Annotated in this window: 26 protein-coding genes; 6 read left to right on the top strand and 20 right to left on the bottom strand. The window is 60.2% G+C overall.

Annotated features, from left to right (window positions below):
* Window positions 1–12 precede the first annotated feature (12 nt).
* Genes M5B98_RS19915 through M5B98_RS19895 form a run of 5 tightly spaced genes read right to left on the bottom strand, consistent with a single transcriptional unit; the run spans window position 13 to window position 5,211 of the window.
* Complete coding sequence (locus M5B98_RS19915; RefSeq protein ID WP_248743725.1) at window positions 13–3,105, bottom strand: pilus assembly protein; 3,093 nt, start codon at window positions 3,103–3,105, stop codon at window positions 13–15.
* A complete protein-coding gene (locus M5B98_RS19910; protein ID WP_248743724.1) occupies window positions 3,092–3,571 on the bottom strand; it encodes a PilX N-terminal domain-containing pilus assembly protein in 480 nt (159 codons plus the stop codon). Before M5B98_RS19910 ends, M5B98_RS19915 begins: the two co-directional genes overlap by 14 nt.
* A gap of 10 nt (window positions 3,572–3,581) precedes the next feature.
* Window positions 3,582–4,295: a PilW family protein gene (locus M5B98_RS19905; RefSeq protein ID WP_248743723.1), complete on the bottom strand. Its 714-nt coding sequence runs from the start codon at window positions 4,293–4,295 to the stop codon at window positions 3,582–3,584.
* A complete protein-coding gene (gene pilV, locus M5B98_RS19900; RefSeq protein ID WP_248743722.1) occupies window positions 4,292–4,741 on the bottom strand; it encodes a type IV pilus modification protein PilV in 450 nt (149 codons plus the stop codon). Before pilV ends, M5B98_RS19905 begins: the two co-directional genes overlap by 4 nt.
* Window positions 4,738–5,211, bottom strand: a complete 474-nt coding sequence (locus M5B98_RS19895; protein ID WP_114885624.1) for a GspH/FimT family protein — start codon at window positions 5,209–5,211, stop codon at window positions 4,738–4,740. Before M5B98_RS19895 ends, pilV begins: the two co-directional genes overlap by 4 nt.
* Before the next feature lie 130 nt (window positions 5,212–5,341).
* On the opposite strand from M5B98_RS19895, the gene M5B98_RS19890 reads away from it, so the two are divergent.
* Window positions 5,342–5,896 carry a GspH/FimT family protein gene (locus tag M5B98_RS19890; protein ID WP_248743721.1) on the top strand — a complete coding sequence of 185 codons (555 nt, stop codon included), beginning with the start codon at window positions 5,342–5,344 and terminating at the stop codon, window positions 5,894–5,896.
* Here the strand turns inward: M5B98_RS19890 and ispH are convergent.
* The 6 genes from ispH to murJ form a co-directional block, all read right to left on the bottom strand.
* On the bottom strand, window positions 5,868–6,812 hold the full coding sequence (gene ispH / locus M5B98_RS19885) for a 4-hydroxy-3-methylbut-2-enyl diphosphate reductase (protein WP_248743720.1): 945 nt from the start codon (window positions 6,810–6,812) through the stop codon (window positions 5,868–5,870). The two genes, M5B98_RS19890 and ispH, sit on opposite strands and share 29 nt — an antisense overlap.
* A gap of 73 nt (window positions 6,813–6,885) precedes the next feature.
* Window positions 6,886–7,323 carry an FKBP-type peptidyl-prolyl cis-trans isomerase gene (gene fkpB, locus M5B98_RS19880; RefSeq protein WP_248743755.1) on the bottom strand — a complete coding sequence of 146 codons (438 nt, stop codon included), beginning with the start codon at window positions 7,321–7,323 and terminating at the stop codon, window positions 6,886–6,888.
* A 7-nt stretch (window positions 7,324–7,330) separates the two neighbouring features.
* Window positions 7,331–7,843: a signal peptidase II gene (gene lspA, locus M5B98_RS19875; RefSeq protein WP_085732853.1), complete on the bottom strand. Its 513-nt coding sequence runs from the start codon at window positions 7,841–7,843 to the stop codon at window positions 7,331–7,333.
* Entirely contained in the window at window positions 7,836–10,667 is a 2,832-nt protein-coding gene (ileS, locus tag M5B98_RS19870) for an isoleucine--tRNA ligase (RefSeq protein WP_248743719.1), read from the bottom strand. Before ileS ends, lspA begins: the two co-directional genes overlap by 8 nt.
* A gap of 13 nt (window positions 10,668–10,680) precedes the next feature.
* Complete coding sequence (gene ribF / locus M5B98_RS19865; protein WP_007959537.1) at window positions 10,681–11,619, bottom strand: bifunctional riboflavin kinase/FAD synthetase; 939 nt, start codon at window positions 11,617–11,619, stop codon at window positions 10,681–10,683.
* 129 nt (window positions 11,620–11,748) lie between these two features.
* On the bottom strand, window positions 11,749–13,287 hold the full coding sequence (murJ, locus tag M5B98_RS19860) for a murein biosynthesis integral membrane protein MurJ (RefSeq protein ID WP_248743718.1): 1,539 nt from the start codon (window positions 13,285–13,287) through the stop codon (window positions 11,749–11,751).
* Window positions 13,288–13,539: 252 nt separating this feature from the next.
* Between murJ and rpsT the strand changes: the two genes are divergently transcribed.
* Window positions 13,540–13,812: a 30S ribosomal protein S20 gene (gene rpsT, locus M5B98_RS19855; RefSeq protein WP_003228351.1), complete on the top strand. Its 273-nt coding sequence runs from the start codon at window positions 13,540–13,542 to the stop codon at window positions 13,810–13,812.
* Window positions 13,813–13,927: 115 nt separating this feature from the next.
* Here the strand turns inward: rpsT and M5B98_RS19850 are convergent, their stop codons facing one another.
* The 5 genes from M5B98_RS19850 to rplU all read right to left on the bottom strand — a co-directional run bounded on the left by M5B98_RS19850 (window position 13,928) and on the right by rplU (window position 17,681).
* A complete protein-coding gene (locus M5B98_RS19850; protein ID WP_085712193.1) occupies window positions 13,928–14,392 on the bottom strand; it encodes a CreA family protein in 465 nt (154 codons plus the stop codon).
* 11 nt (window positions 14,393–14,403) lie between these two features.
* Window positions 14,404–15,522, bottom strand: coding sequence for a glutamate 5-kinase (gene proB / locus M5B98_RS19845; protein WP_085712194.1), 1,119 nt, complete (start codon window positions 15,520–15,522; stop codon window positions 14,404–14,406).
* Between the two features lie 137 nt (window positions 15,523–15,659).
* The gene (gene cgtA, locus M5B98_RS19840; RefSeq protein WP_085712195.1) at window positions 15,660–16,883 is read right to left on the bottom strand and encodes an Obg family GTPase CgtA; all 1,224 of its coding nucleotides are present in this window, start codon (window positions 16,881–16,883) and stop codon (window positions 15,660–15,662) included.
* Window positions 16,884–17,076: 193 nt separating this feature from the next.
* Window positions 17,077–17,334 (bottom strand): 50S ribosomal protein L27, encoded by a 258-nt coding sequence (gene rpmA / locus M5B98_RS19835; protein ID WP_003228360.1) that lies wholly within the window; start codon window positions 17,332–17,334, stop codon window positions 17,077–17,079.
* A 35-nt stretch (window positions 17,335–17,369) separates the two neighbouring features.
* Window positions 17,370–17,681: a 50S ribosomal protein L21 gene (gene rplU / locus M5B98_RS19830; protein ID WP_003228361.1), complete on the bottom strand. Its 312-nt coding sequence runs from the start codon at window positions 17,679–17,681 to the stop codon at window positions 17,370–17,372.
* A gap of 241 nt (window positions 17,682–17,922) precedes the next feature.
* Here rplU and M5B98_RS19825 point away from each other — a divergent pair, with 241 nt between their 5' ends.
* From M5B98_RS19825 to M5B98_RS19815, 3 genes are all read left to right on the top strand, one after another.
* On the top strand, window positions 17,923–18,891 hold the full coding sequence (locus M5B98_RS19825; protein ID WP_248743717.1) for a polyprenyl synthetase family protein: 969 nt from the start codon (window positions 17,923–17,925) through the stop codon (window positions 18,889–18,891).
* A 125-nt stretch (window positions 18,892–19,016) separates the two neighbouring features.
* Complete coding sequence (locus M5B98_RS19820) at window positions 19,017–19,358, top strand: zinc ribbon domain-containing protein YjdM (protein WP_007950963.1); 342 nt, start codon at window positions 19,017–19,019, stop codon at window positions 19,356–19,358.
* 207 nt (window positions 19,359–19,565) lie between these two features.
* On the top strand, window positions 19,566–19,823 hold the full coding sequence (locus M5B98_RS19815) for a hypothetical protein (RefSeq protein ID WP_085712197.1): 258 nt from the start codon (window positions 19,566–19,568) through the stop codon (window positions 19,821–19,823).
* Window positions 19,824–19,872: 49 nt separating this feature from the next.
* Here the strand turns inward: M5B98_RS19815 and M5B98_RS19810 are convergent, their stop codons facing one another.
* The 3 genes from M5B98_RS19810 to M5B98_RS19800 form a co-directional block, all read right to left on the bottom strand.
* Window positions 19,873–20,490, bottom strand: coding sequence for an FKBP-type peptidyl-prolyl cis-trans isomerase (locus M5B98_RS19810; RefSeq protein ID WP_085712198.1), 618 nt, complete (start codon window positions 20,488–20,490; stop codon window positions 19,873–19,875).
* Between the two features lie 126 nt (window positions 20,491–20,616).
* Window positions 20,617–20,922: a DUF6482 family protein gene (locus M5B98_RS19805; protein ID WP_114885633.1), complete on the bottom strand. Its 306-nt coding sequence runs from the start codon at window positions 20,920–20,922 to the stop codon at window positions 20,617–20,619.
* A 135-nt stretch (window positions 20,923–21,057) separates the two neighbouring features.
* Window positions 21,058–21,546: a TIGR00645 family protein gene (locus M5B98_RS19800; RefSeq protein ID WP_065257512.1), complete on the bottom strand. Its 489-nt coding sequence runs from the start codon at window positions 21,544–21,546 to the stop codon at window positions 21,058–21,060.
* 162 nt (window positions 21,547–21,708) lie between these two features.
* Here M5B98_RS19800 and M5B98_RS19795 point away from each other — a divergent pair, with 162 nt between their 5' ends.
* Window positions 21,709–23,541, top strand: a complete 1,833-nt coding sequence (locus M5B98_RS19795; protein ID WP_248743716.1) for a hypothetical protein — start codon at window positions 21,709–21,711, stop codon at window positions 23,539–23,541.
* 6 nt (window positions 23,542–23,547) lie between these two features.
* Here the strand turns inward: M5B98_RS19795 and M5B98_RS19790 are convergent, their stop codons facing one another.
* Window positions 23,548–23,877, bottom strand: a complete 330-nt coding sequence (locus M5B98_RS19790; protein ID WP_085712201.1) for a hypothetical protein — start codon at window positions 23,875–23,877, stop codon at window positions 23,548–23,550.
* Window positions 23,878–23,983: the final 106 nt, after the last annotated feature.

Below are 23,983 nucleotides of genomic sequence, written 5' to 3'. Positions count from 1 at the left end.
CTCAACTCTCACTTACTGTATTTGTCGCCACATGATACGACGGCTGCCGCCGCCGGATTTTTCCACCAGGGTGGTGATCCCGCCACTGGAATCGTTCACGATCTTGCGCGATGCGCCGTTGACGATGGCGTTCAGCGTAGGAATGCCGCCACTGAACACCACACCGCTGGAAATCGTGTCATTGGTGTCGACCACGCCGTCGGCGTTGGTGTCGAGCACCGCATAGTTGAGCATCTTACCGCTGAACGCATCGAGTTCGACCAGTTTGCCGGTACCGAAGCTGGAGCACGGGTCAGTGGTATCGACGCTGGCCGTAGTAAATACGATTCGCCCCAGCACCAGACTCGCCTGATTGATCACCCGCTCGCCGGTCAATACGTTGTTGTACACCAGCGGCAGATACCAGCCCTTCTCCGCCGGATACGTGGTGTCGTTCTGGGTCGTGGTAATGAACTGCCCTGAACTGCCCGAGAACACACCGGTGATGGCCTGGGCCTGCAGGCTGCTGACCGTCAGTTGCCCCGAACCGCCATCGGCATCCCACACCGAGTAGAACGCCTGCAGATCCTTGTTGGTCTTGTCGGCGGTCTCGTTGAATTTGCCAGTACCGACGAAAATCTGTTTGCCCCCCAATGAGTTGTCCGCCAGCAGCGGCTGCGCCGTGATCGGTTGCGTCGTACCGCCTGCCGTGGTGAACAGCGGTTTGCCGGAAAACGCCACGCCCCAGCTGTCGGTGGTGGTCGCGCTCAGGTCGAACTTCCACAGGCGCCCCTTCAGATCCCCTCCGTACGCGGCCTGCACCACATTCTGCGAGTTGACCTTGAGTTTCACCGACGACAGTCCGTTGGTGGTTTCGGTACTGTCGATGACGATTTTCTTGATCAGCGAACCGTCGCGCACATCCAGCACATACAGCGCCGCCACCCCCGAGTTGCTGCCGTAGCCATTGGCGATGAAAGCCGCCCAGCGACCATCGGCCAAGCGTGCCACTTCCGGACGGGCGTAGGCATAACCCAGATCATTGAAAGCGTTCGCGGTGCTGGCAGTGGCCGGTGCACTCACTTCCCACAATGCATTGAGAATGTTCCCCGCCGAGGCGTCGAACAACTGCAAGGCATAGAACGTCTTGCCACCGGCCCCGGTGCCGCCGATGGCGAGGGTCTTCCAGGCCGTGCCGAACTGCGCGTCATAGACACCGACCTGCCCGTCCACCAGAAACTTGTGGCTGACGCCGTTGATGTAGTTGGGGTCGGCGATCAATCGCAACGACGGCAGCACGCTCGACGGCATGTAGGCATAACGCCGGGTACCGTTGGCCGGGTTGATGACGCTGACGAAACCGTCATTGCCGTTCACCACCAGGTTGGCGTTCATGTTCGCAGCCTTGGTGGTCAGGTAGCTGGTGTAGGTGGTGTCGCCCGACAGGTCGGAGGCGGTCTTGTCCGTGGGCGAGGCCAGCACCAGCGGCGAGTTGATGATGTCGCCCAGCAATACGCTGCGAACCTTGAGCCCGGTCTTGTTGGTGCCCTTGCTCCACTCCACCAGGTCGCTGCCACTGATGCCGGCGGGCAGGCTCTGGCCGAGCGTTGTCTGCTGCACTGCAGAGAAGTTGCCGTAAGCCAGTGTCACTGCCGCGTTGCTCAAGGTATTCCACGATTGATAGGTCGGTGCCGTGGCGCCGGGGACGATGGCGGTGTCGGTCGTCCATAGCACCGTCGAGGTGTTGACCGTCCCGCTCGAGGTGAAGCCGAAGGACTTGATGGTGCCGCGCCAGTCCCTGGGGTCGTAACTGGTCTGGAAATAGCTGCTGCCGCTCACCAGCGTCGTAGCGCTGGTCACCCCACTGCCGCCGGAGCCGGCCTTGGAGGTGATGTCGCTCAATGCCGACGAAAGCGCCGTGTTGAGTCCGGCACTGTCGGTGGCCTGGTAATACTTGCCCTGGCCGTAGTTCGCCGCGTCCGACAGCATGTCATTGGCGGCGGTGAAACCGACGGTATAGGTATTCATGTTCTGCTTGGGAAAATCCGGCGAGCCCCAGCTCTTGCCGGCCGCATCGACACCGGTCGAACGCATGTCGATGTCGAAGGCGAACTTGGCGATGTCGTCCAGGTACAGCGTGTCGCCCTCGTTATCGCCGTTGAGGTTGTTGCCGTCATTGTTGATGCCGTCCCAGTTCGGCAGACGGCTACCGCCCAGCGGGTCGTTGGTGGGGAACGTGCGGTCGTAGGTCGGCAGGCCGTCGGTAATCACCACCCCGTAGTTTTTCTGGCAGCGGTACTGGATCGGGCTGGTATAAGTGCTCGGCGTGGTGTTGTAGTACGGCGTCATGCCGCGCATGTAGCGGGTGATTTCGTAATAGGTTTCCGCCAAGGGCGTATTGGCCACGGCGCTCAGGCCGCTGATCGCCGAGATCAGTGCGTTGTAGTTACTGTCGGCCTGGGCCTGGGTCACGCTACCGCTGACCGGTGCCAGGTCGCTGACGGACCGGGCGATGTAACCGCCGTTGCCCGGGTTGTTGCTGGTGGCCGGGTTGAATGTCGACAGGCCGAAACGCAGGTTACGGTTGCTGGTCACCAGTGCGGTGGAAACGTTGCGGGCGACGTTGATCCGGTAGTCGTTGGGAATCGCCCCGGTGGTGAAATCACGGGTACCGTTGCTGATGGCGAGGCCGACCACGTAGGCGATGTAATCCCCGTAATACCGGGTATTGCCGCCGCCGACCGGGTCCGGCAGTTTAAGGCACAGCGGTGCCAGGCTGTTGTTGTAGAACGCATAGGCGCCGCCGGAACAGCCGGAGGTCGGCAGGCTCGACAGAAATACCGGATCACCGGTGATGGCCGTCGAACTCAGGCACAACCCGAGCACCGCGTTGCACTGCCGGGCCGGTGTGCGAGTGACCGTGGGATCGAAACCCGCAGCGTAAATGATGCTGTTCATGCTGCCCGAGTCGTCGATCAGCAAGATGACATTCGGCGGCACGGCGGCGGCACTGAGCAATGGTGAATCAGACGGCGTGAACGCATACGCCGGTGCAGTCAGATACAACCCCGCAAGAAACCCCGCCAACCACGGCCGCCAACCAGAGCGTCGTTCAGTACTTCGCATAGACACTCTCCACGACACTGCGTGAACTGCCGACGATCCCGACAGCCGTGACCCGGTAGAGCGTCGCCGAGGTGTTGCTCGGAACGTTCACCGCGGTGAGCGTGGTGCCGATGTTCTGTACCCCGTAGAAACCGTTGCCGGCAGCGATCCATGTAACTCCGGATGTCGAGTTGAGCCCCGCAGCAGTCACGACGGTGGACTCCGCCGGCGGCGCACACTGGGTGGCATTGGCACACACCGCCAACGTATATGTGCTCAGTTGCACCGCACTCTCGCCAATACGCAGCGCCGCCTCGGCGGTCTGGAACGACTGATTGCGCAGGCTCACGCTGCCGGCCATCTTTTCCTGCAGGTTGGCGCTCTGCATCGATGACAGGCCGATCACCGTCAGGAGCAACAGAAACACCAGGCTGACCAGCAGCACCATGCCACGCTGGGTTCTTCGCTGATGGAGAGAAACATTCATCGGCCGGCCCTCACTGCAAGCGGTTGCGCAGAGCGGCAACCACGTTGAAGGTCTGGTTGGCGACCCGGTTGTTCGGGTCGGTGAGGGTCAGGGTCAGGCGTACGCTGCGGATGCGCGCCGGATCGCCGGGGTTGCTGCTGTAGGTCGAGGCAGAGACATCCGTCGCCGACGTGGCGAGTCCGAACATCACCGTAAATGCACTGACGTTGTTCACCAGTACCTGCTGGGTCGGCGTTCCGCCACCGGTACCCATCAGGATCTGGTTGTTGCTGAAGCTGTAAACCAGACGGCGGATGGGGAAGGCGATTTGCCCGGCCGCCGGAGTCTGCAGGTTGCTGTAAGCCGTTGCACTGTTGCGGCAATCGGAAACCACCGTCCAGGTCGGTGTTCCACCGCCACTGCCGACGTCGGCAGTGACCAGCGTCAGTTTGAGATTGGTGTTGTCCCAGCTGATCGGCGTGATTTGCGCGGCATTGAAATCGCCGCTGGTGCTCGAGTCGGTAATGGTTCCGAGGCAGCCGAACATCCCGACCATGCGAATTTCCTGGATCATCTTGCTCAGCACGAACCGCGCATCTTCCTGCATGGCCGCCGAGGTGTTCTGGCTGACGTAGGTGTTCTTCGCTGCGAGAAAGGTCTGCACGACACCGAGCACGATGATCAGCCCCAGTGCCAGGGCGATGAGCATTTCGATCAGGCCGAAACCCTGGTTTTGCCGCTTCATGGCGTGGCCACCGGATCGACCGTAGCCCGACTGGTCAAAACGAAGCTGTTCGGTGCACTGGCAGTGTTGGCAGCCCGTGAATCACTCCAGTTGATGGTGATGGTGTACACCCGCTGGTTGAGGGTGATGCTGCCGGTGGCGGTCGGCCCGCCGAAATTGACGATGTTGGTGGTGAAGTCGTAGAGGTCCTGATCCCGGGTGACATTCAGGTTGCCCGAGGTCGGCGGCGTGACGGTGTAGTCGGCCCCGGAGTTGGCACGGATGCGGTCCATCATGTCGTAGGCGATGAAACTCGCCTGACTGGTCATCCGCGAGCTGTCGGTGTATTTCAGCGCATTGAGCTGAACCGCCGCCGCCCCCAGCAACCCGACCGTCAGCACCAGCAGCGCGACGAGGATTTCGATCAGCGACATGCCTTCCTGTGCAACTCTGCTCCCTGCCCTCATCCGCAGCTTCCACCCGATTGAATTCGTCCGTTCAGACACACGTTCAGCGTCCTGCTTTGCGTTCCCAGCGTATAACTGAACACCACCGCCGTGGACGGTGCCGCCAGACCACCCAGATTGTTGAAATCCAGCGTGGTTACTCCTGAGGTTAGCGTCAGAGTCGCACCACTGCTCATCGCTGGAACAACCCGCAATACATTGGCCGAAGTGCCAGTACTGTCGTAGACCGACAACTCGCCCGTCCAGACGCTGCCCCCGGCAGTCGGTCGCAAGCGGATGGTGGTCCCGCGATCGATGGCTTCCAGTCGCGCATAGTTGAGCGCCCGCTGCAGGTCGCCGACTTCGGTGTCGGCCTTGCTGCCCTGTATCGATCGGGTAAACGCCGGGACGGCCATCGTGATCAGGATCACAACCAATGCGACCGCCACCAGCACCTCGATCAGCGTGAAACCTTTTGTACGATGATCCATCGATGCCCTCCGTTGCCGTCGGCTATACCTGCCCTGTAAACCTAGAACATTCGGCCGGCTTACGTCGGTTGATTTGCCCTGCCCGGCGCACGGATCGCGTCGAACACCCTGCTTCAAGGAGGAAATGCTCATGCCGCAACAGGGATTCAGTCTGGTCGAACTGCTTATGGGACTGGCGATCGGCGCAATTGTTCTGTCGCTGGTCAGTCCGGCGCTCGCTACGCTTAGGGAGTCGAACCAGCGGCAACAGGCCGCCGAATCGCTGATCAGCGGAATCCGCAATGCCCGCAGCCAGGCAATCACGCGCAATCAGAGCGTGGTGATTCATGGCATCGACGGGGACTGGAGCCAGGGCTGGCGGATCATTCTGGATGTCAGTGGCAAGGGCGCGGAGGACAGTAGCAATCCGCTGCTGGTCGAGCACGCCAGTGATGGGCAAGTGCCCATTGTCGGTAACTGGTTCGTCAGTCGGTACATACGGTTCAGCAGCCTGGGGCAACCGCTGATGCCCGGGCGGGCGTTTCAGGCAGGAAAACTACATATCTGTTCGACCCGCGAACCGGTCAGCCAGCTTCAACTGGTGCTGGCAGCGACCGGTCGCGTGCGCCTGGTCAGCGAAAAAGCTGAACAGGCGCTGTGTCGAAAGGATAAAGCGGTCAGATCGAGCGTACGCGCAGCTCTTTAGGCATCGAGAAGGTGATGTTCTCTTCACGCCCGGCCAACTCGTCGGCACCGGTGGCGCCCCAGGCCTGCAACTGCTGGATCACGCCGCGCACCAGCACTTCCGGCGCAGAAGCACCGGCGGTGATGCCGATGCGCTCGACGCCATCGAACCAGCTCTTTTCCAGGTCTTCGGCGCCATCGATCAGGTAAGCCGGCGTGGCCATGCGTTCAGCCAGTTCGCGCAGGCGATTGGAGTTGGAGCTGTTCGGGCTGCCGACCACCAGCACCACATCGCACTCATCGGCCAGTTGCTTGACCGCGTCCTGACGGTTCTGGGTGGCGTAGCAGATGTCGTCCTTGCGCGGCCCGCCAATGGCCGGGAAACGTTCACGCAAGGCATCGATGACCCGGCTGGTGTCATCCATGGACAAGGTGGTCTGGGTGACGAAGGCCAGTTTTTCAGGGTTTTTCACCTGCAGCTCGGCGACATCCTTCTCGTCTTCGACGAGGTAGATCGCACCGCCGTTGCTGGCGTCGTACTGGCCCATGGTGCCTTCGACTTCCGGGTGACCGGCGTGGCCGATCAGGATGCATTCACGGCCGTCGCGGCTGTATTTGGCGACTTCGATGTGCACCTTGGTCACCAGCGGGCAAGTGGCGTCGAACACTTTCAGGCCACGACCGGCGGCTTCGGTACGCACGGCTTGCGAGACGCCATGGGCACTGAAGATCACGATGACGTCGTCAGGCACCTGATCCAGTTCTTCGACGAAGATCGCACCACGACTGCGCAGGTCCTCGACGACGAACTTGTTGTGCACCACTTCATGACGCACATAGATCGGCGGCCCGAAGACTTCCAGGGCGCGGTTGACGATTTCGATCGCCCGGTCCACGCCGGCGCAGAAGCCACGGGGGTTGGCGAGTTTGATTTGCATGCTGTGCCTCGTGTCTTGCGCGCGAAAAATTCAGATCAATGCGGAGGCCGGTCCGGCCCCCGCAGAACAACGTTTACAGCGCTTTGACGGAGAAGATTTCCACGTCAAAGGTCAGCGTCTTGCCGGCCAGCGGGTGGTTGAAGTCGACGGTCACTTGCGCGTCGTCGAACTCTTTCACCACACCCGGCAGCTCAGTATTGGCCGCATCGTTGAAGATCACCAGCAAACCTGGCGACAGCTCCATGTCCGCAAACTGCGAACGTGAAATGACCTGCACGTTCTGCGGGTTCGGCTGGCCGAATGCGTTTTCCGGCTCGATGGTCAGGGTGCGCTTGTCACCCGCCTTGAAGCCGAACAGCGCCGCTTCGAAACCCGGCAGCAGGTTGCCGTCGCCGACCTTGAAGGTCGCCGGGGCCTTGTCGAAAGTGCTGTCGACCGTGTCGCCGTTCTCCAGGCGCAATGCAAAATGCAAAGTGACTTCCGTGTTCTGGCCGATGCGTTGCTCAGCCAATACCTGTTCAGTCATGAACGGTTTCTCCGGTTTTTTTACTTTTGAACATGTCCAGTGCCAGCATCACCGCGCCAACGGTGATGGCGCTGTCGGCGAAGTTGAACGCCGGGAAGTACCAGCGGTTCTGCCAGTGCACCAGAATGAAGTCGATCACATGGCCCAGGGCAATGCGGTCATACAGATTGCCCAGTGCGCCGCCCAGCACCAGTGCCAGCGCGATGGCCAGCCAGGTTTCGTTGCGGCCCAGGCGTTTGAGCCAGACCACCAGCACCGCACTGACCACGACCGCGATCAGGGCGAACAGCCAGCGCTGCCAGCCGGAGCTGTCAGCCAGGAAGCTGAATGCCGCGCCCGTGTTGTAGGCCAGGGTCCAGCTGAAGTAATCGGGAATGATCACGATCTGCTGGTACATCTCGAGCTTGCCTTCGAAGTAAAACTTGCTGGCCTGGTCGATGACCAGAACCAGCAAGCTCAACCAGAGCCAGCTCAGCCGTCCGAAACGGCCAACGGCGTTAGGCATAGTGACGAACCTCGCCGGCGCCATCGATGTTGTCCACGCAACGGCCGCAGATTTCCGGATGCTCCGGGTTCACGCCGACGTCTTCACGGCAGTGCCAGCAACGGGCGCATTTCGGGAAGGCGGATTTGACGATCTTCAGCTTCAGGCCACTGACTTCGGTGGCCACAGCTTCGGACGGAGCCTGCACGAACGGCGCAACGCTGGCAGTCGAAGTGATCAGTACAAAGCGCAGCTCGTTGCTCAGCTTGGCCAGGTCGGCGCTCAGGGCGTCTTCGGCGTACAGCGTCACTTCGGCTTGCAGGTTGCCACCGACGGCCTTGGCCGCGCGCTGGATTTCCATCTCTTTGTTGACCGCGACCTTCACTTCCATGATGCGGTCCCAGTACTCGCGACCCAGCTCGAAGCCTTCCGGCAACTCGGTCAGGCCTTCGTACCAGGTGTTGAGCATCACCGATTCGTTGCGCTCGCCCGGCAGGTACTGCCACAGCTCGTCGGCGGTGAAGGCCAGGATCGGTGCGATCCAGCGCACCAGCGCTTCGGAGATGTGGAACAGCGCGGTCTGGCACGAACGACGGGCCTTGCTGTCGGCGCCGGTGGTGTACTGGCGGTCCTTGATGATGTCGAGGTAGAAACCACCCAGCTCCTGCACGCAGAAGTTGTGGATCTTCGAGTAGACGTTCCAGAAACGGTATTCGCCGTAGTGCTCTTGCAGCTCGCGTTGCAGCAGCAGGGTACGGTCCACCGCCCAGCGATCCAGCGCCAGCATGTCTTCGGCCGGCAGCAGGTCGGTGGCCGGGTTGAAACCGGTCAGGTTGGAAAGCAGGAAGCGCGCGGTGTTACGGATACGACGATAGGCATCCGCGCTGCGCTGCAGGATCTGCTCGGACACGGCCATTTCGCCGGAGTAGTCGGTCGACGCGACCCACAGACGCATGATGTCGGCGCCCAGGGTGTCGTTGACTTTCTGCGGCGCGATCACGTTGCCCAGGGACTTGGACATCTTGCGGCCGGACTCGTCCACGGTGAAGCCGTGGGTCAGCAGCTCGCGGTACGGCGCGTGGTTGTCGATGGCGCAACCGGTCAGCAGGGACGAGTGGAACCAGCCACGGTGCTGGTCCGAACCTTCCAGGTACAGGTCGGCACGCGGGCCGGTCTCGTGGCCCATCGGGTGCGAACCGCGCAGGACGTGCCAGTGCGTGGTGCCCGAGTCGAACCAGACGTCGAGAGTGTCGCTGATCTTGTCGTACTGCGGCGCTTCATCGCCCAGCAGTTCGGCAGCGTCGAGTTTGAACCAGGCTTCGATACCTTCGACTTCGACGCGCTTGGCGACTTCTTCCATCAGCTCGACGGTGCGTGGGTGCAGTTCGCCGCTTTCCTTGTTCAGGAAGAACGGGATCGGCACGCCCCAGTTGCGCTGACGGGAGATGCACCAGTCCGGACGGTTGGCGATCATCGAGTGCAGGCGCGCCTGGCCCCAGGCCGGAACGAACTTGGTGTCTTCGATGGCTTTGAGCGAGCGCTGACGCAGGGTGTCGCCGGATACCGGCTCCTTGTCCATGCCGATGAACCACTGCGCGGTAGCGCGGTAGATCAGCGGGGTCTTGTGACGCCAGCAGTGCATGTAGCTGTGTTCGATGACGGTGGTGTGCATCAACGCACCGACTTCGGTCAGTTTGTCGACGATGGCCGGGTTGGCCTTCCAGATGAACTGGCCGCCGAAGAATTCCAGCGACGGCACGTAAACGCCGTTGCTTTGTACCGGGTTGAGGATGTCGTCGTTGACCATGCCGTACTTCTTGCAGGTCACGAAGTCGTCCACGCCGTAGGCCGGGGCCGAGTGAACCACGCCGGTGCCGGCGCCCAGCTCCACGTAGTCGGCCAGGTATACCGGCGACAGACGGTCATAGAACGGGTGACGGAAATTGATCAGTTCCAGCGCCGAACCCGGCGCGGTGGCCAGAACGGTGCCTTCAACGCCGTAACGGGTCAGGCAGGATTCGACCAGCTCTTCGGCCAGAACCAGCAGCTTGTCGCCGATATCGACCAGCGCGTAGTTGAATTCCGGGTGAACGTTCAGCGCCTGGTTGGCCGGGATGGTCCACGGGGTGGTGGTCCAGATCACGATGGCAGCAGGTTTGGCCAGCGAAGGCAGACCGAATGCGGCAGCCAGTTTGGCTTCGTCGGCGATCGGGAAAGCCACGTCGATGGTCGAGGACTTCTTGTTCTCGTACTCGACTTCCGCTTCGGCCAGGGCCGAACCGCAGTCGAAGCACCAGTTCACAGGCTTCAGGCCCTTGAACACGAAACCGCCCTTGACGATTTCGGCGAGGGCGCGGATTTCACCGGCCTCGTTCTTGAAATCCATGGTCTTGTACGGGTTGGCGAAGTCGCCCAGCACGCCGAGACGGATGAATTCGGTCTTCTGCCCTTCGATCTGCTCGGTGGCGTAGGCACGGCACAGTTCGCGGGTCTTGTCCGCGCCCAGGTTCTTGCCGTGGGTCACTTCAACCTTGTGCTCGATCGGCAGGCCGTGGCAGTCCCAACCTGGAACATACGGCGCGTCGAAGCCCGACAGGGTCTTCGAGCGGATGATCATGTCCTTGAGAATCTTGTTCAGTGCGTGACCGATGTGGATCGTACCGTTGGCGTACGGAGGGCCGTCGTGCAGGACGAACTTCGGACGATCCTTGCCAATCTCGCGCAACTTTCCGTACAGGCCAATACTGTCCCAGCGCTGCAGGATCTGCGGTTCGCGCTGTGGCAGGCCGGCCTTCATTGGGAAGGCGGTGTCCGGAAGGTTTAGCGTGGCTTTATAGTCGGTCATTTAAGGCTCTTCATTAGCGATGGGCGCTAGGTGCGGCTAGTGCACGGGCGGCGGCGACATCCGCGCTGATCGCCGTTTTCAATGCCTCCAGGGAGGCGAAACGCTGCTCTTCACGCAGCTTCTGGTGGAAAACCACCGTCAAACGCCGGTCATACAGATCGCCGGCAAAATCCAAAAGATGTACTTCAAGGTGGGCCTTGCCATCACCTTGCACCGTGGGCCGTACGCCGATGTTGGCGACGCCGGGCCAGGTCTTGCCGTCGATGTCGACGTCGACCAGGTAAACCCCGGTGAACGGCACGCGACGGCGCTTGAGTTGTATGTTCGCCGTGGGCGTACCCAATTGGCGGGCCAGTTTCTGGCCATGCAGCACGCGACCGGCAATCCGGTACGGGCGGCCAAGCAAGCGTTCAGCCAGGGCAAAATCGGCGGCGGCCAACGCGTTGCGCACCTGGGTGCTGCTGACACGAATGCCGTCCAGCTCAACGGTTTGCGCGGCTTCCACGGTAAAACCGTGAACCTGCCCGGCCTGCAGCAGAAAATCGAAATCGCCGAGGCGGTCGCAACCGAAGCGGAAATCGTCGCCGACTTCCAGATGCTGCACGCCCAGGCCATCCACCAGAATCGTATCGACGAATTCACTGGCGCTGAGCTTGCTCAAGCGCTGGTTGAAGGCCAGGCACAAGACCCGGTCGACGCCTTCGGCGGCCAGCAGTTGCAGCTTGTCGCGCAACCGGGCAAGACGCGCCGGCGCGGTCTCCGGAGCAAAGAATTCCCGTGGCTGCGGCTCGAAAATCACCACGCAGCTGGGTACGCCCAACTCGAGCGCACGCTCACGCAGTCGTGCCAGGATGGCCTGGTGACCACGGTGAACACCGTCAAAGTTGCCAATAGTGGCGACGCAGCCCCGATGCTGGGGGCGCAAGTTGTGAAGGCCTCGAACCAGCTGCATAACGCGCTTCTTGCTCATAAAGTGGCCGATTATAACCACACCCGACGGCCGACGACAGGCAACACCGTAACCCAAAGTGAACGAGCCGACAAAACTGCCGGCCCGCGCCCGTCTTTCAAGGGTGAAACCTCAGCTCAACGCCTTGCGATTGAAGTCGCGCAGACGGAAACCGAGCAACAGCAACATACCGAAATAAGCCACCACGCCGGCAACCACCAGCACGCCCAGGCGCAGGAAGCGCTCCAGCATGTGGCCTTGATCCCACGCCGGCATGAAATGCATGCCGATCAACAGCACGGCCGACATCACCGCCACCGCGAGCAGCAGCTTCAAACCGAATTTCAGCCAGCCCGGCTGTGGTTGGTACATCTGCTGTTTGCGCAGTTGATAGAACAGCAGCCCGGCATTCAGGCAGGCACCGGCGCTGATCGCCAACGCCAGCCCGGCATGGGCCAGTGGCCCGATCAACACCAGGTTGAACAACTGCGTGACCACCAGAGTGAAGATTGCGATTTTCACCGGCGTACGGATGTTCTGTTGCGCATAGAAGCCCGGCGCCAACACCTTGATCACGATAATCCCGAGCAGACCGACAGAATAGGCAATCAACGCCCGCTGGGTCATGGCCGCGTCAAAGCCGCTGAACTGGCCGTACTGGAACAGCGAAACCGTCAGCGGCTCGGCCAGGATCCCCAGCGCCAGCGCACACGGCAGCACCAGCACGAAGCACAGGCGCAGACCCCAGTCGAGAATCCGCGAGTACTCGTGACGATCCTTGCTGGCGTAAGTCTTGGCCAGGGTCGGCAGCAGGATCGTGCCCAGCGCCACACCCAGCACGCCGGATGGCAGCTCCATCAATCGGTCGGCGTAGTACATCCACGACACCGAACCCGCCACCAGAAACGAGGCAAAGATGGTGTTGATGATCAGGGAAATCTGGCTGACCGAGACGCCGATGATCGCCGGCAGCATCTGCTTCATTACCCGCCAGACACCGGTGTCGCGAAGGTTCAGGCGTGGCAGCACCAGCATGCCGATCTTTTTCAGGTGCGGCAGTTGATAGAGCAACTGCGCCAGACCACCGACCAGCACCGCCCAGCCAAGAGCCATGACCGGTGGATCGAAGTACGGCGTCAGGAACAGCGCGAACACGATCATGCTGATGTTGAGCAGGGTCGGCACGAACGCCGGCACCGAAAAACGGTTCCAGGTATTAAGAATCGCGCCCGCCAGCGATGACAGGGAGATCAGCAATATATAGGGGAAGGTCACTCGCAGCAGATCGGAGGTCAGCTGAAATTTTTCCGGCGTATCGGTAAAACCTGGCGCCGTGGCCCAGATCACCCAGGGCGCGGCGATCATGCCCAGCGCAGTGACCAGCGCCAGCACCAGCGTCAGCAGCCCTGTCACATAGGCAATAAAGGTGCGGGTCGCCTCCTCGCCCTTCTGACTTTTGTATTCGGCAAGAATCGGCACGAACGCCTGTGAAAACGCCCCCTCGGCAAAGATTCGCCGCAGCAGATTGGGCAGTTTGAAGGCGATAAAGAAGGCGTCGGTCGCCATTCCCGCGCCGAATGTACGCGCAATGAGCGTGTCGCGGACAAACCCGAGAATCCGGGAAAGCATCGTGATAGAGCTGACGGCGGCCAACGATTTGAGCAGATTCATTGAAGGAATTTGTGCCTGTCGATAAACAGCAGGCGAACAATGCGCCTACTTGTGCGATACTCCGCGCCGCAACAGCACAGAGCCAAAGCTCGCGAGTTTACAGGTCAAGCGCCGGAAATAAATATCCCGCCTCTTTATACCTACCACTTAGCGGAACGTCTCAAGCGCCCTTGACAAGACATCTCTTCATCGGCATGATTCGCGGCCTATTTTGTTTGCTATTTCCTAAAAAGTCTTTCGAGGAGCTCGACGGTGGCCAACTCACCTTCCGCCAAAAAACGTGCAAAACAGGCTGAGAAGCGTCGCAGCCACAACGCCAGCCTGCGTTCCATGGTTCGTACCTACATCAAGAATGTAGTTAAAGCCATCGACGCAAAAGACGCTGAAAAAGCTCAAGCTGCATACGTTCTGGCTGTGCCAGTTATCGACCGCATGGCCGATAAAGGCATCATCCACAAGAACAAGGCTGCTCGTCATAAGAGCCGTCTGAATGGCCACGTCAAGGCACTGAAAGAAGCTGCCTAAGCGACGTAGTCATTAAAAAACCGACCTCCGGGTCGGTTTTTTATTGCCTGCGATTTGCCAAAAGCAACGCAAAAAAAGAGGAGCCAACCGGCTCCTCTTTTTATTTACGCCCAAATCAATGGACTGGCGCCCACGGCAGAATCGGAATCGCCGTCACCGCATTCTGCGGACTGCCCTCGATCAGGCGATCGCTATAGACCAGATACACCAGCGTATTGCGCTTCTTATCGAGGAACCGCACCACTTGCATGGTCTTGAACACCAGCGAAGTGCGCTCCTTGAACACCTCTTCACCATCCTTCAGCTCACCCTTGAAGTTGATCGGCCCCACCTGACGGCAAGCAATGGATGCCTCCGCACGATCCTCAGCCAGACCCAAGCCACCCTTCACGCCACCCGTTTTGGCGCGCGACAGATAGCAGGTCACACCTTCAACCTTTGGATCGTCGAAGGCCTCGACCACGATCCGGTCGTTCGGCCCGACAAATTTGAATACCGTCGACACCTGGCCGATTTCCTCGGCCGAAGCCAGCAATGGCAACGCCATCAGCAAGCCCAACAATCCTTTTGCCATGCGCATTGCGCTTTTCCTCAGACCAGAATCAGGTTGTCACGGTGAACCAGTTCCGGCTCAGCCATGTAACCCAGCAAACCGACAATCGCATCCGACGACTGACCGATGATTTTTTGTGCTTCCAGCGCGCTGTAGTTGGCCAGGCCACGGGCAATCTCACGACCGTCCGGTGCCACGCAAACCACCATTTCACCGCGACGGAAGCTGCCCTGAACCAGTTTGACGCCGACCGGCAGCAGACTCTTGTGACCTTCCGACAACGCAGAAACCGCGCCATCATCCAGCACCAGCGTGCCACGAGTCTGCAGATGCCCGGCCAGCCACTGCTTGCGCGCCGCCAGCATGCCGCGCTCAGGCGACAGCAGCGTACCGATGCGCTCGCCCGCCTTCAGACGATCCAGCACCCGCTCCAGACGCCCACCGACAATAATGGTGTGCGCACCGGAACGCGCCGCCAGACGTGCCGCACGCAACTTGGTCTGCATGCCGCCACGACCCAGCGCACCACCGGTACCGCCCGCCACCGCATCGAGGGTCGGATCATCGGCACGCGCCTCGTAAATCAGCTGCGCGTCGGGGTTGTTGCGCGGATCAGCGTCGAACATACCGTCGCGATCCGTCAGGATCACCAGCAGATCAGCCTCGACCAGGTTGGCCACCAGCGCAGCGAGCGTGTCGTTGTCGCCGAAACGGATCTCGTCGGTAACCACGGTGTCGTTTTCGTTGATCACCGGAATGACTTTCAGCTCGACCAGCGCACGCAGGGTGCTGCGGGCATTCAGGTAGCGCTTGCGGTCGGACAGATCGTCGTGAGTCAGGAGAATCTGCGCCGTGTGCCGGCCGTGCTCGGCAAAGCTCGATTCCCAGGCCTGCACCAGCCCCATCTGACCGATTGCTGCGGCAGCCTGGAGCTCGTGCATCGCACTGGGTCGTGCGGTCCAGCCCAAACGGCTCATGCCGGCCGCCACTGCCCCGGAGGACACCAGCACCAACTCGACGCCAGCCTCATGCAAAGCCACCATCTGCTCGACCCAGACGCCCATCGCCTTGCGATCAAGACCCTTGCCATCCGCTGTCAGCAAAGCGCTGCCGATCTTCACGACCCAACGCTGCGCACCTGTCACCTTGCTCCGCATCATCTTCAACCTTAGCTTGAGGACAGCGCGACCCAGCGCTGCCCGTGACGTTATTCGTGTTTACTCGTGACCAACAATCGATTTCCAGATACCAAAACGCCGCTCGATTGAGCGGCGCTTAAGTTTACTTCAACGAATCAGTCACGCACGTAAATGATTTCCGGACCGTCTTCGTCATCCACATCTTCTTCGTCCCAGTCATCGTCGCCGATGTCATGGACCGACTTCACGCCGCTGCGACGCAGCGCACGCTTGTCGTCCAGCGCCTGCAACTGAGCACGGGCTTCGTCTTCGATGCGCTGATCGAGATCGGCCAGTTCTTCCTTGTAGGCCGGGTCATTGGCCAGGCGATCGGCACGATCTTCGAGGTAACGCATGATGTCGCGCGTCAGACGCTCGGTGCCTTCTTTGGCAATGGCCGAGATCACGTAGACCGGACCTTCCCACTGCAGACGCTCAACGATTTCCTTGACGCGCTCTTCGTGCTCTTCTTCAAGGATCTGGTCGCACTTGTTCAGCACCAGCCAGCGATCACGCTCCGCCAGGGACGGGCTGAACTTGATCAGCTCGTTGACGATCACTTCAGCGGCATCCGGCGCACTGCTTTCGTCCAGCGGCGCCATGTCCACGAGGTGCAGCAGCAGACGGGTACGCGCCAGGTGCTTGAGGAAACGGATACCGAGACCCGCGCCGTCGGAAGCACCTTCGATCAGACCCGGAATGTCGGCGATGACGAAGCTTTTCCAGCGGTCGACGCTGACCACACCCAGGTTTGGCACCAGGGTCGTGAACGGATAATCGGCGACTTTCGGCTTGGCGGCCGAAACGGAACGGATAAAGGTACTTTTGCCAGCGTTCGGCAGACCCAGCAGACCGACGTCAGCCAGAACCTTCATTTCCAGTTTCAGGTCACGCTGCTCGCCCGGCTTGCCCGGCGTCGTCTGACGCGGCGCACGGTTGGTACTGGATTTGAAACGGGTGTTGCCCAGACCGTGCCAGCCGCCCTGCACCACCATCAGCTTCTGACCGGACTTGGTCAGGTCGCCGATGACTTCCTGGGTAGCAGAGTCAATGATCGTGGTGCCAACCGGCACGCGCAGGACCAGATCTTCACCCTTCTTGCCGGTGCAGTCGGTGCTGCCGCCGTTGGAGCCACGCTCGGCATCGAAGTGCCGGGTGTAGCGGTAGTCCACCAGGGTGTTCAGGTTTTCGTCGGCCATCATGAAGATGGAACCGCCGTCGCCGCCGTCACCACCGTTCGGGCCGCCGTTTTCAATGAATTTTTCCCGACGGAAACTCATGCAGCCATTGCCGCCGTCGCCAGCCTTTACGCGGATCGATACTTCATCAACAAACTTCATAACCAACGCCTCTCGCCGTACGGACGAGCCGAAAAACAATCAAGACATAAGACTCTTGCAAAAATGAGCGCAGCGACCCCAATCCACGACCTGCATCGCACGCCGGCAGCCCATACAAACAGCTTTGCAAGAGACTCACCCCACAAACGAAAAAGCCCCGTCGCAAGACAGGGCTTCTCCAGCACTCTCGCAGTTAGGCTGCGACAACGCTCACGTAACGACGACCGAAGGCGCCTTTTACTTCAAACTTGATCACGCCTTCGATTTTCGCGAACAGGGTGTGATCTTTACCCATGCCAACGCCGTAACCAGCGTGGAATTGGGTGCCGCGCTGACGCACGATGATGTTGCCGGCCTTGATGACCTGGCCGCCATACATCTTCACGCCAAGGCGTTTGGCTTCTGAGTCGCGACCGTTACGGGTACTACCACCAGCTTTTTTGTGTGCCATGAGTTCAATTCTCCTAGTGAGGAATTAGGCTGTAATTAAGCCTGAATACCGGTGATTTTGATCTCGGTGAACCACTGGCGGTGGCCCATACGCTTCATGTGGTGCTTACGGCGACGGAACTTGATGATGCGGACTTTATCGTGACGACCTTGGGAGATCACTTCAGCCTTGACGGTTGCGCCAGCAACAACAGGTGCGCCGATGTTCACGTCGTCGCCATTGGCGACCAACAGAACGCGGTCAAAAGTCACGGATTCGCCAGTAGCGACTTCCAGTTTTTCGATCTTCAGGTATTCACCTTCAGCGACCTTGTATTGCTTACCGCCGGTAACGATTACTGCGTACATGGTATTTCTCCGATAATCCTGCTCACCCAGCTCTTTATAAGAAGAGGTATTGGCTGGCATGGCTGCATGGGGCTGGAACGGCCCAAGTGCAATTGCGTAAGGCAGGTGCTGCCCAGGAAGTTCAGGGTGCGCGATTGTACGCAAGCTACAAGAGTCATGCAAGGGGCCGTCCATCGCGCCTTGACAGGCCCGGACGTGGGTCCTAGCATGCCGCGCAACCCTTCTGGAGCACCTGTCGCTGATGCAACCCCAAGCTTTCTACCGCGCGGTGGCGGACGATTTTAGCGCCGTCGACGGCATCATCAAGAAGCAGCTGACTTCCCGAGTGCCGCTGGTATCGAAAATCGGCGATTACATCACGTCGGCCGGCGGTAAACGCCTGCGTCCTTTATTAGTGCTGCTGTGCGGCAAGGCCCTGGGTCGCGAAGGCGACGACCTGCGCCTGCTGGCCGCCACCATCGAATTCCTGCACACCGCCACCCTGCTGCATGACGACGTGGTCGACATGTCCGGCATGCGCCGTGGCCGTTCGACCGCCAACGCCATGTGGGGCAACGCCCCGAGCGTGCTGGTCGGCGATTTCCTGTACTCGCGCTCGTTCGAGATGATGGTCGAACTGGGTTCGATGCCGGTGATGAAGATCCTGTCCCAGGCCACGCGCATCATCGCCGAAGGCGAAGTGTTGCAGCTGTCCAAGGTCCGTGACGCCAGCACCACCGAAGAAACCTACATGGAAGTCATCCGCGGCAAGACCGCGATGCTCTTCGAAGCCTCGACCCACAGCGCCGCAGCGCTGGCCGGTGCCACCGCCGAGCAGAGCGAAGCCCTGCGTACCTTCGGCGATCATCTGGGCGTGGCGTTCCAGCTGGTCGACGACCTGCTCGACTACAAGGGCGACGCCGAAACCCTGGGCAAGAACGTCGGTGACGATCTGGCCGAAGGCAAGCCGACCCTGCCGCTGATCTACACCATGCGCGAAGGCACGCCAGAGCAGGCCTCACTGGTACGCCAGGCGATCCAGAAAGGCGGGATCGAAGACCTGGAAAGCATCCGCATTGCCGTGGAAGCATCCGGTTCGCTGGAATACACCGCGCAACTGGCTCGCGATTATGTGGCCCGTGCGATCAAGTGCCTCGAAGCGCTGCCGGCCAGCGAATACCGCGATGCACTGGTTGAACTGAGCGAGTTCGCAGTCGCCCGCACGCACTGATCAACGCCGCACCACCAAGAAACCGCAGCCTCCGTCGGAGCCTGCGGTTTTTTGTTGCCTGCCATCAGGGATTAAAACCCTATACAATGTGCGACTTTTAGCGATCCTCAAACCAAGGAGCCTTAGTGAGCACGTTGCCACCCTGCCCGAAATGCAATTCCGAATACACCTACGAAGACGGCACCCAACTGGTGTGCCCGGAGTGCGCCCACGAGTGGTCTGCCGGCGGCGAAGCCGAAGTGGCGTCCGATGATGCCGTGAAGAAAGATTCGGTCGGCAACGTCCTGCAGGACGGCGACACCATCACCGTGATCAAGGACCTGAAGGTCAAGGGCACCTCGCTGGTGGTCAAGGTCGGCACCAAGGTGAAAAACATCCGTCTGTGCGACGGCGACCACGACATCGACTGCAAGATCGACGGCATCGGCCCGATGAAACTCAAATCCGAGTTCGTCAGAAAAGTCTGAGTCTGCTGTCATCCATCCCGCGCCCGCCGTGGGATGGAGCTTCGCCCTCCCCCGCTATCCCTAGCAAAACCACGCAATAGCCAAACGCCAGCCGTTTTGACCTTACGCAATCTTTACCCATAAAAAATCACGAACCGCCAATAGGCGCTTGCTATTTGACGAATAAGAATTATTCTCATTGAAACCCTTTCAATGGAGATGAGAACCATGACTTATTTGATCGACGCCTGGCTGGACCGCCCGCACCCATACCTCAGGATCCTGCATCGGGAAACCGGTGAAGTCTGCGCAGTACTGGAAGAAGAAGCCCTGCATGAATTGCAGGATCAAGGGGATCTGGACGTCAGCGGCCTGAGTTCCAGCGAACCGATGGTGCTCAAGGAGCTGGTGCGCAATCTGTTCCTGTTCTGCTATGCCCGGGCATTGCGCCCGACCAGTGAGCTGCATCACAAGATCGAAGTATGAGGACGGTGGAAAAACCCTGCACAAGCCACGCTTGTGCAGGGTAACGGGATTACAGAACGTCGAGCAGCTCGACGTCGAACACCAGAACGCTGTGCGGCGGGATGCTGCCAACGCCTTGAGCGCCGTAAGCCAGTTCGCTCGGCACGTACAGACGCCATTTGCTGCCGGCATTCATCAGTTGCAGGGCTTCGGTCCAGCCGGCGATCACGCCGCCAACCGGGAATTCTGCAGGCTGGCCACGCTCGTAGGAGCTGTCGAACACAGTGCCGTCGATCAATGTGCCGTGGTAGTGAGTACGCACGTTGTCTTCACGGGATGGCTTGGCGCCTTCGCCCTGAGTCAGCACTTCGAATTGCAGACCGGAAGCCAGGGTGGTGATGCCGTCTTTCTTGGCGTTTTCAGCCAGGAACGCACGACCTTCGCCAGCAGCGGCTTCAGCCTTGGCAGCGGCTTCGGCCTGCATGATTTCGCGGATCACTTTGAAGCTGGCGGACAGCTCTTCCTGACCCACGCGGCTTGGCTTGCCGGCGAATGCGTCGGTCAGACCGGCCAGGATGGCGTCCAGGCTGACACCCGGTGGCGGGTTGTCGCGCAGCTGGTCACCCAGCTGACGGCCGATGCCGTAGCTGACGCGGGTTTCGTCGGTGGACAGATTTACTTCGGACATGACACTGCTCCGCTGTGCGGACGGCCTCAGGACATGCCGTGCGTGCACAGCGCGTCCCGGCGCGCCCGGAACCAAAAGGGCGAGCAGACTAGCACAGATGTTCCGCCATTGATCAGGCCCTCGGGCCTACAGTGCCGAGCGCCAGGCCAGCGGGACTTTCAGGCTTTCTTCCGCACTGGCCCCAAGTCCGCACATTTCATCGTGCACCGAGGTGTGGACCAGGTTGAACGGCAGCACCGGAAAGTTGTGCAGGACATCTCGGGCATGCTCCACCGAACGCAGCATCAGCATCTTGCCCTGGGGATCGCTCAACGGGTACGCCGCGCCGTGCATCCGCGCCTCGAGCAGGTAGATTCCGCCCTCCATGGAGATCAGGTTCAGCTCATCGACCTTCCTGGCGATGGCAAACGCATTCAACTCTTGCAGGTTCATGAACGCACCTCACGCTGTGGCGAGCCGGGACGCCTACAGGGATATGCCTCGGCGCACCAAAGCACAAGCCACAAACGACACCGCCCGTCTGTTTCGCAACAGACGGGCGGTTTTGTTACAGCTTCCGACAACTCATCAGTGCTTGGTGAGCTTGTCCAGGTAACCCATGGCAAACGCCGAGACCACGAAGGTCATGTGGATGATCACGTACCACATCAGATGCTGGGGATCGACGTTCTTGGCGTCCATGAAGATCCGCAGCAGGTGGATCGAAGAAATCGCCACGATCGACGCCGCCACTTTCATCTTCAGCGACGAGGAGTCCATGGTGCCCAGCCAGCTGAGCTTCTCTTTGCCTTCGTCGATGTTCAGCTCGGATACGAAGTTCTCGTAGCCGGAAATCATCACCATCACCAGCAAGCCGCCGACCAGCGCCATGTCGATCAGCGACAGCAGCACCAGAATCAGCTCGGACTCGGCCATGGAGAACACGTTGGGAATGACATGAAACACTTCCTGGAAGAATTTCAATGCCAGCGCCAGCAGCCCGAGGGACAGCCCGATGTAGATCGGCGCCAGCAGCCAGCGCGTGGCGTACATTGCATTTTCGATAAAGCGTTCCATTGACTCTCACACAAGGGGGGTTGTAATCGGCGGCGAGTATACCAGCCCCCCATGACAGCCAGAAACCGCCCGAAAATCCGCCACCTGCGTGTGTGTGTCAAAGTTTTTCTGCTAGTGTCCAAACCATTGACAGCCCAGCGACAGTGGACAGGACGACTGGAAATGGATGTGCGATTGCCGTTAATGACTGCCGGAATTTGCCTCGCCTTATCGGTCGGAGGCTGCTCGCCCGGTGAAGAAAAAAAACATCCGCTCAGCCTCGAACAGAAGACCGCGCAGTTCGAACAGTCGCTGGACGCCATCACCGACCCCAAGCTCAAGGATGCCGTGACCGAACTCGGCGGCTCGCTACTGCTGCTGGAGCGCGCGCAGCAACGTCTCGACAACAAACCGCCCAGAACCGAATACGGCGAAGATGCCCTCGGCGTCCTCAAGCATTACCCGACGCCTCAGGCGCTGGTCGATACCTTCATCAACGGCCTGTTCGTGCTGCACAAGGACGCCAGCTCCGACTATCTGACCGACCTGCAGCCGGTATTTCCCTTCAATCTCAATATCCCCGGCGGGTTTCTGTTCCCCCATGGCGTTGAGTGGCAATCGGTGACCCTGAGCAACAAACGGGTCATCGCCTATCAGCCGGAATGGTCCGAAACCGATCCGGGCATCCAGCTGAGCCCGTCCAGCTCCAACGTCACCAACCCCGACGACCTGACCGTGACCTACCCGTTCATCGAGGGTCTGGACGTCGACAAGAAAACCCGGCCGCGTCCCGTAAGCCTGCAAGGGCAGGTAGAAGTCATCGCCCCGAAACGCCTGCACAGTTTCGACCTGGGCAAAAAAGACGTCGGCCAGACCCGGACCGATGCCAACCTCAGCGTGAAACTGCTGAAGCTGGAAAAGAACTACGCCGAAGTCGAATTCAGCAACAACCTGCCACTCGCCCCGGAAGTCGCCAGCACGCCGCTCAATCCGCTGATTGTCCAGGCCCGCGATACGACCGGGCAATATCTGGTGCGCGCCGGCGCCATCAACGAGAGCCCCGAACAGATCACCTTCTATCAAAAACAACTGGCGCACCTGCAACAGCAAAAGGCCTGGAGCGAGGATCTCGAGAAGCAGCTGAACGACGACCAGCGTACTTTCGAACAGCAACATACGCGCCGCTACAACAAGGTTTACTTCAACGGCCCGATCGACACCCTTGAAGTCAGCGTGCTGGACTTCTCCGAGGCGACCGTCACCCGCAAGCCACTGGACCTGCCGATCCGCGAATTCGACTCGCACACCACAGCGAAAGCCGTGCAGCCGCTGGATCTGGCGATCACCGTCTACGACGACCAGGCCCCCAACTGGCTCAAGGGTGCGTCATTGACCGAGGACGACCTGAAGAAAAGCATCCATATCCGCCAGTCAGTGGAAGAACCCAGTGCCGCGCGCATCGAGTTCGATCACCGCAAGACCTTCAATGACGAACTGCTGGGCGACGACCTGGCGCCCGGCGAAAGCCCGGTGACGTTCTTCACCGAAAAACACAACGGCAAACTCGACGAGCCGATCGAACTGCCGGCCGAGGCGTATCAGGTGGATCCGCTGCAAGCAACCATCACTTATGACTTGAACCTGTTTCCGGAAACCCCGGCAGTGGCTGTCGGTTCGATGCCCCTGTTCCTCGCCACCGTGGCGAAGCAGTCCTACGAAGCCAAGGCATTGCCCAAAGGCCTGGAAATCAGGAACAACGAACTGGTGGTCGACCTGAAGCTGTTTCCGGCCAACGAATGGCGATTCTTCGTCAAGGACGACAGCGGTAACTACCTGAAGCAGATCCTGTCGGTCAGCCACGACGCGAGCGCAGAAGGCCCGGCGCTGTTCGGCGTGCACTATTTCTACGGCCGCCCGACGCAGGTGGAAACCTACCAGCGAACCGACCTCGCCACCGTGCAGTACGGCTTTGAGGTCAAGCTCGAGAAGGCGCAGACCCAGGGCGCTGCGCCTTGATCGGTGCTAATGATCGAAAACGCCGAGATTGCGTCCGCGCCCACCGTTGATCTGCCGCAACTGGGCTTGCAGGTGCAAGGACCAGATCTGCGGATCATTGGCCAGTTCGTAGCCGTGCATCGTCAGGCTTTCGACGATGGTATCGAGGATCGATTCGGCGGCGACCGGCCCGTGGAACGGGCCCTGGGCCTTGATGGCGGAAGGTTGTTCACCGGCCATGCCGGCGGCGAAGAGTAAAGTCCACATGCCGGTATCGCCGGCCAACGGCTTGATGGCGCATTCGATTCGGGTCACGAGACCCAGGCACTGACGGGTGAGGCAGAGGTTGCGCGACATGGCGGCGACCCTCGGTAAAGCCGGTGTTCAGCCCTTGCTGAAGGACTGTTTCGATCCCGTGATACTGTCGATGTCCTTGAGCTGAGAATAGAAGAAAAGTCCGCCG

Source organism: Pseudomonas sp. MWU12-3088 (assembly GCF_023242405.1).
In the GTDB taxonomy this organism is placed as follows: domain Bacteria; phylum Pseudomonadota; class Gammaproteobacteria; order Pseudomonadales; family Pseudomonadaceae; genus Aquipseudomonas; species Aquipseudomonas kribbensis.
This window is presented reverse-complemented; position numbering and strand designations above follow the sequence as displayed.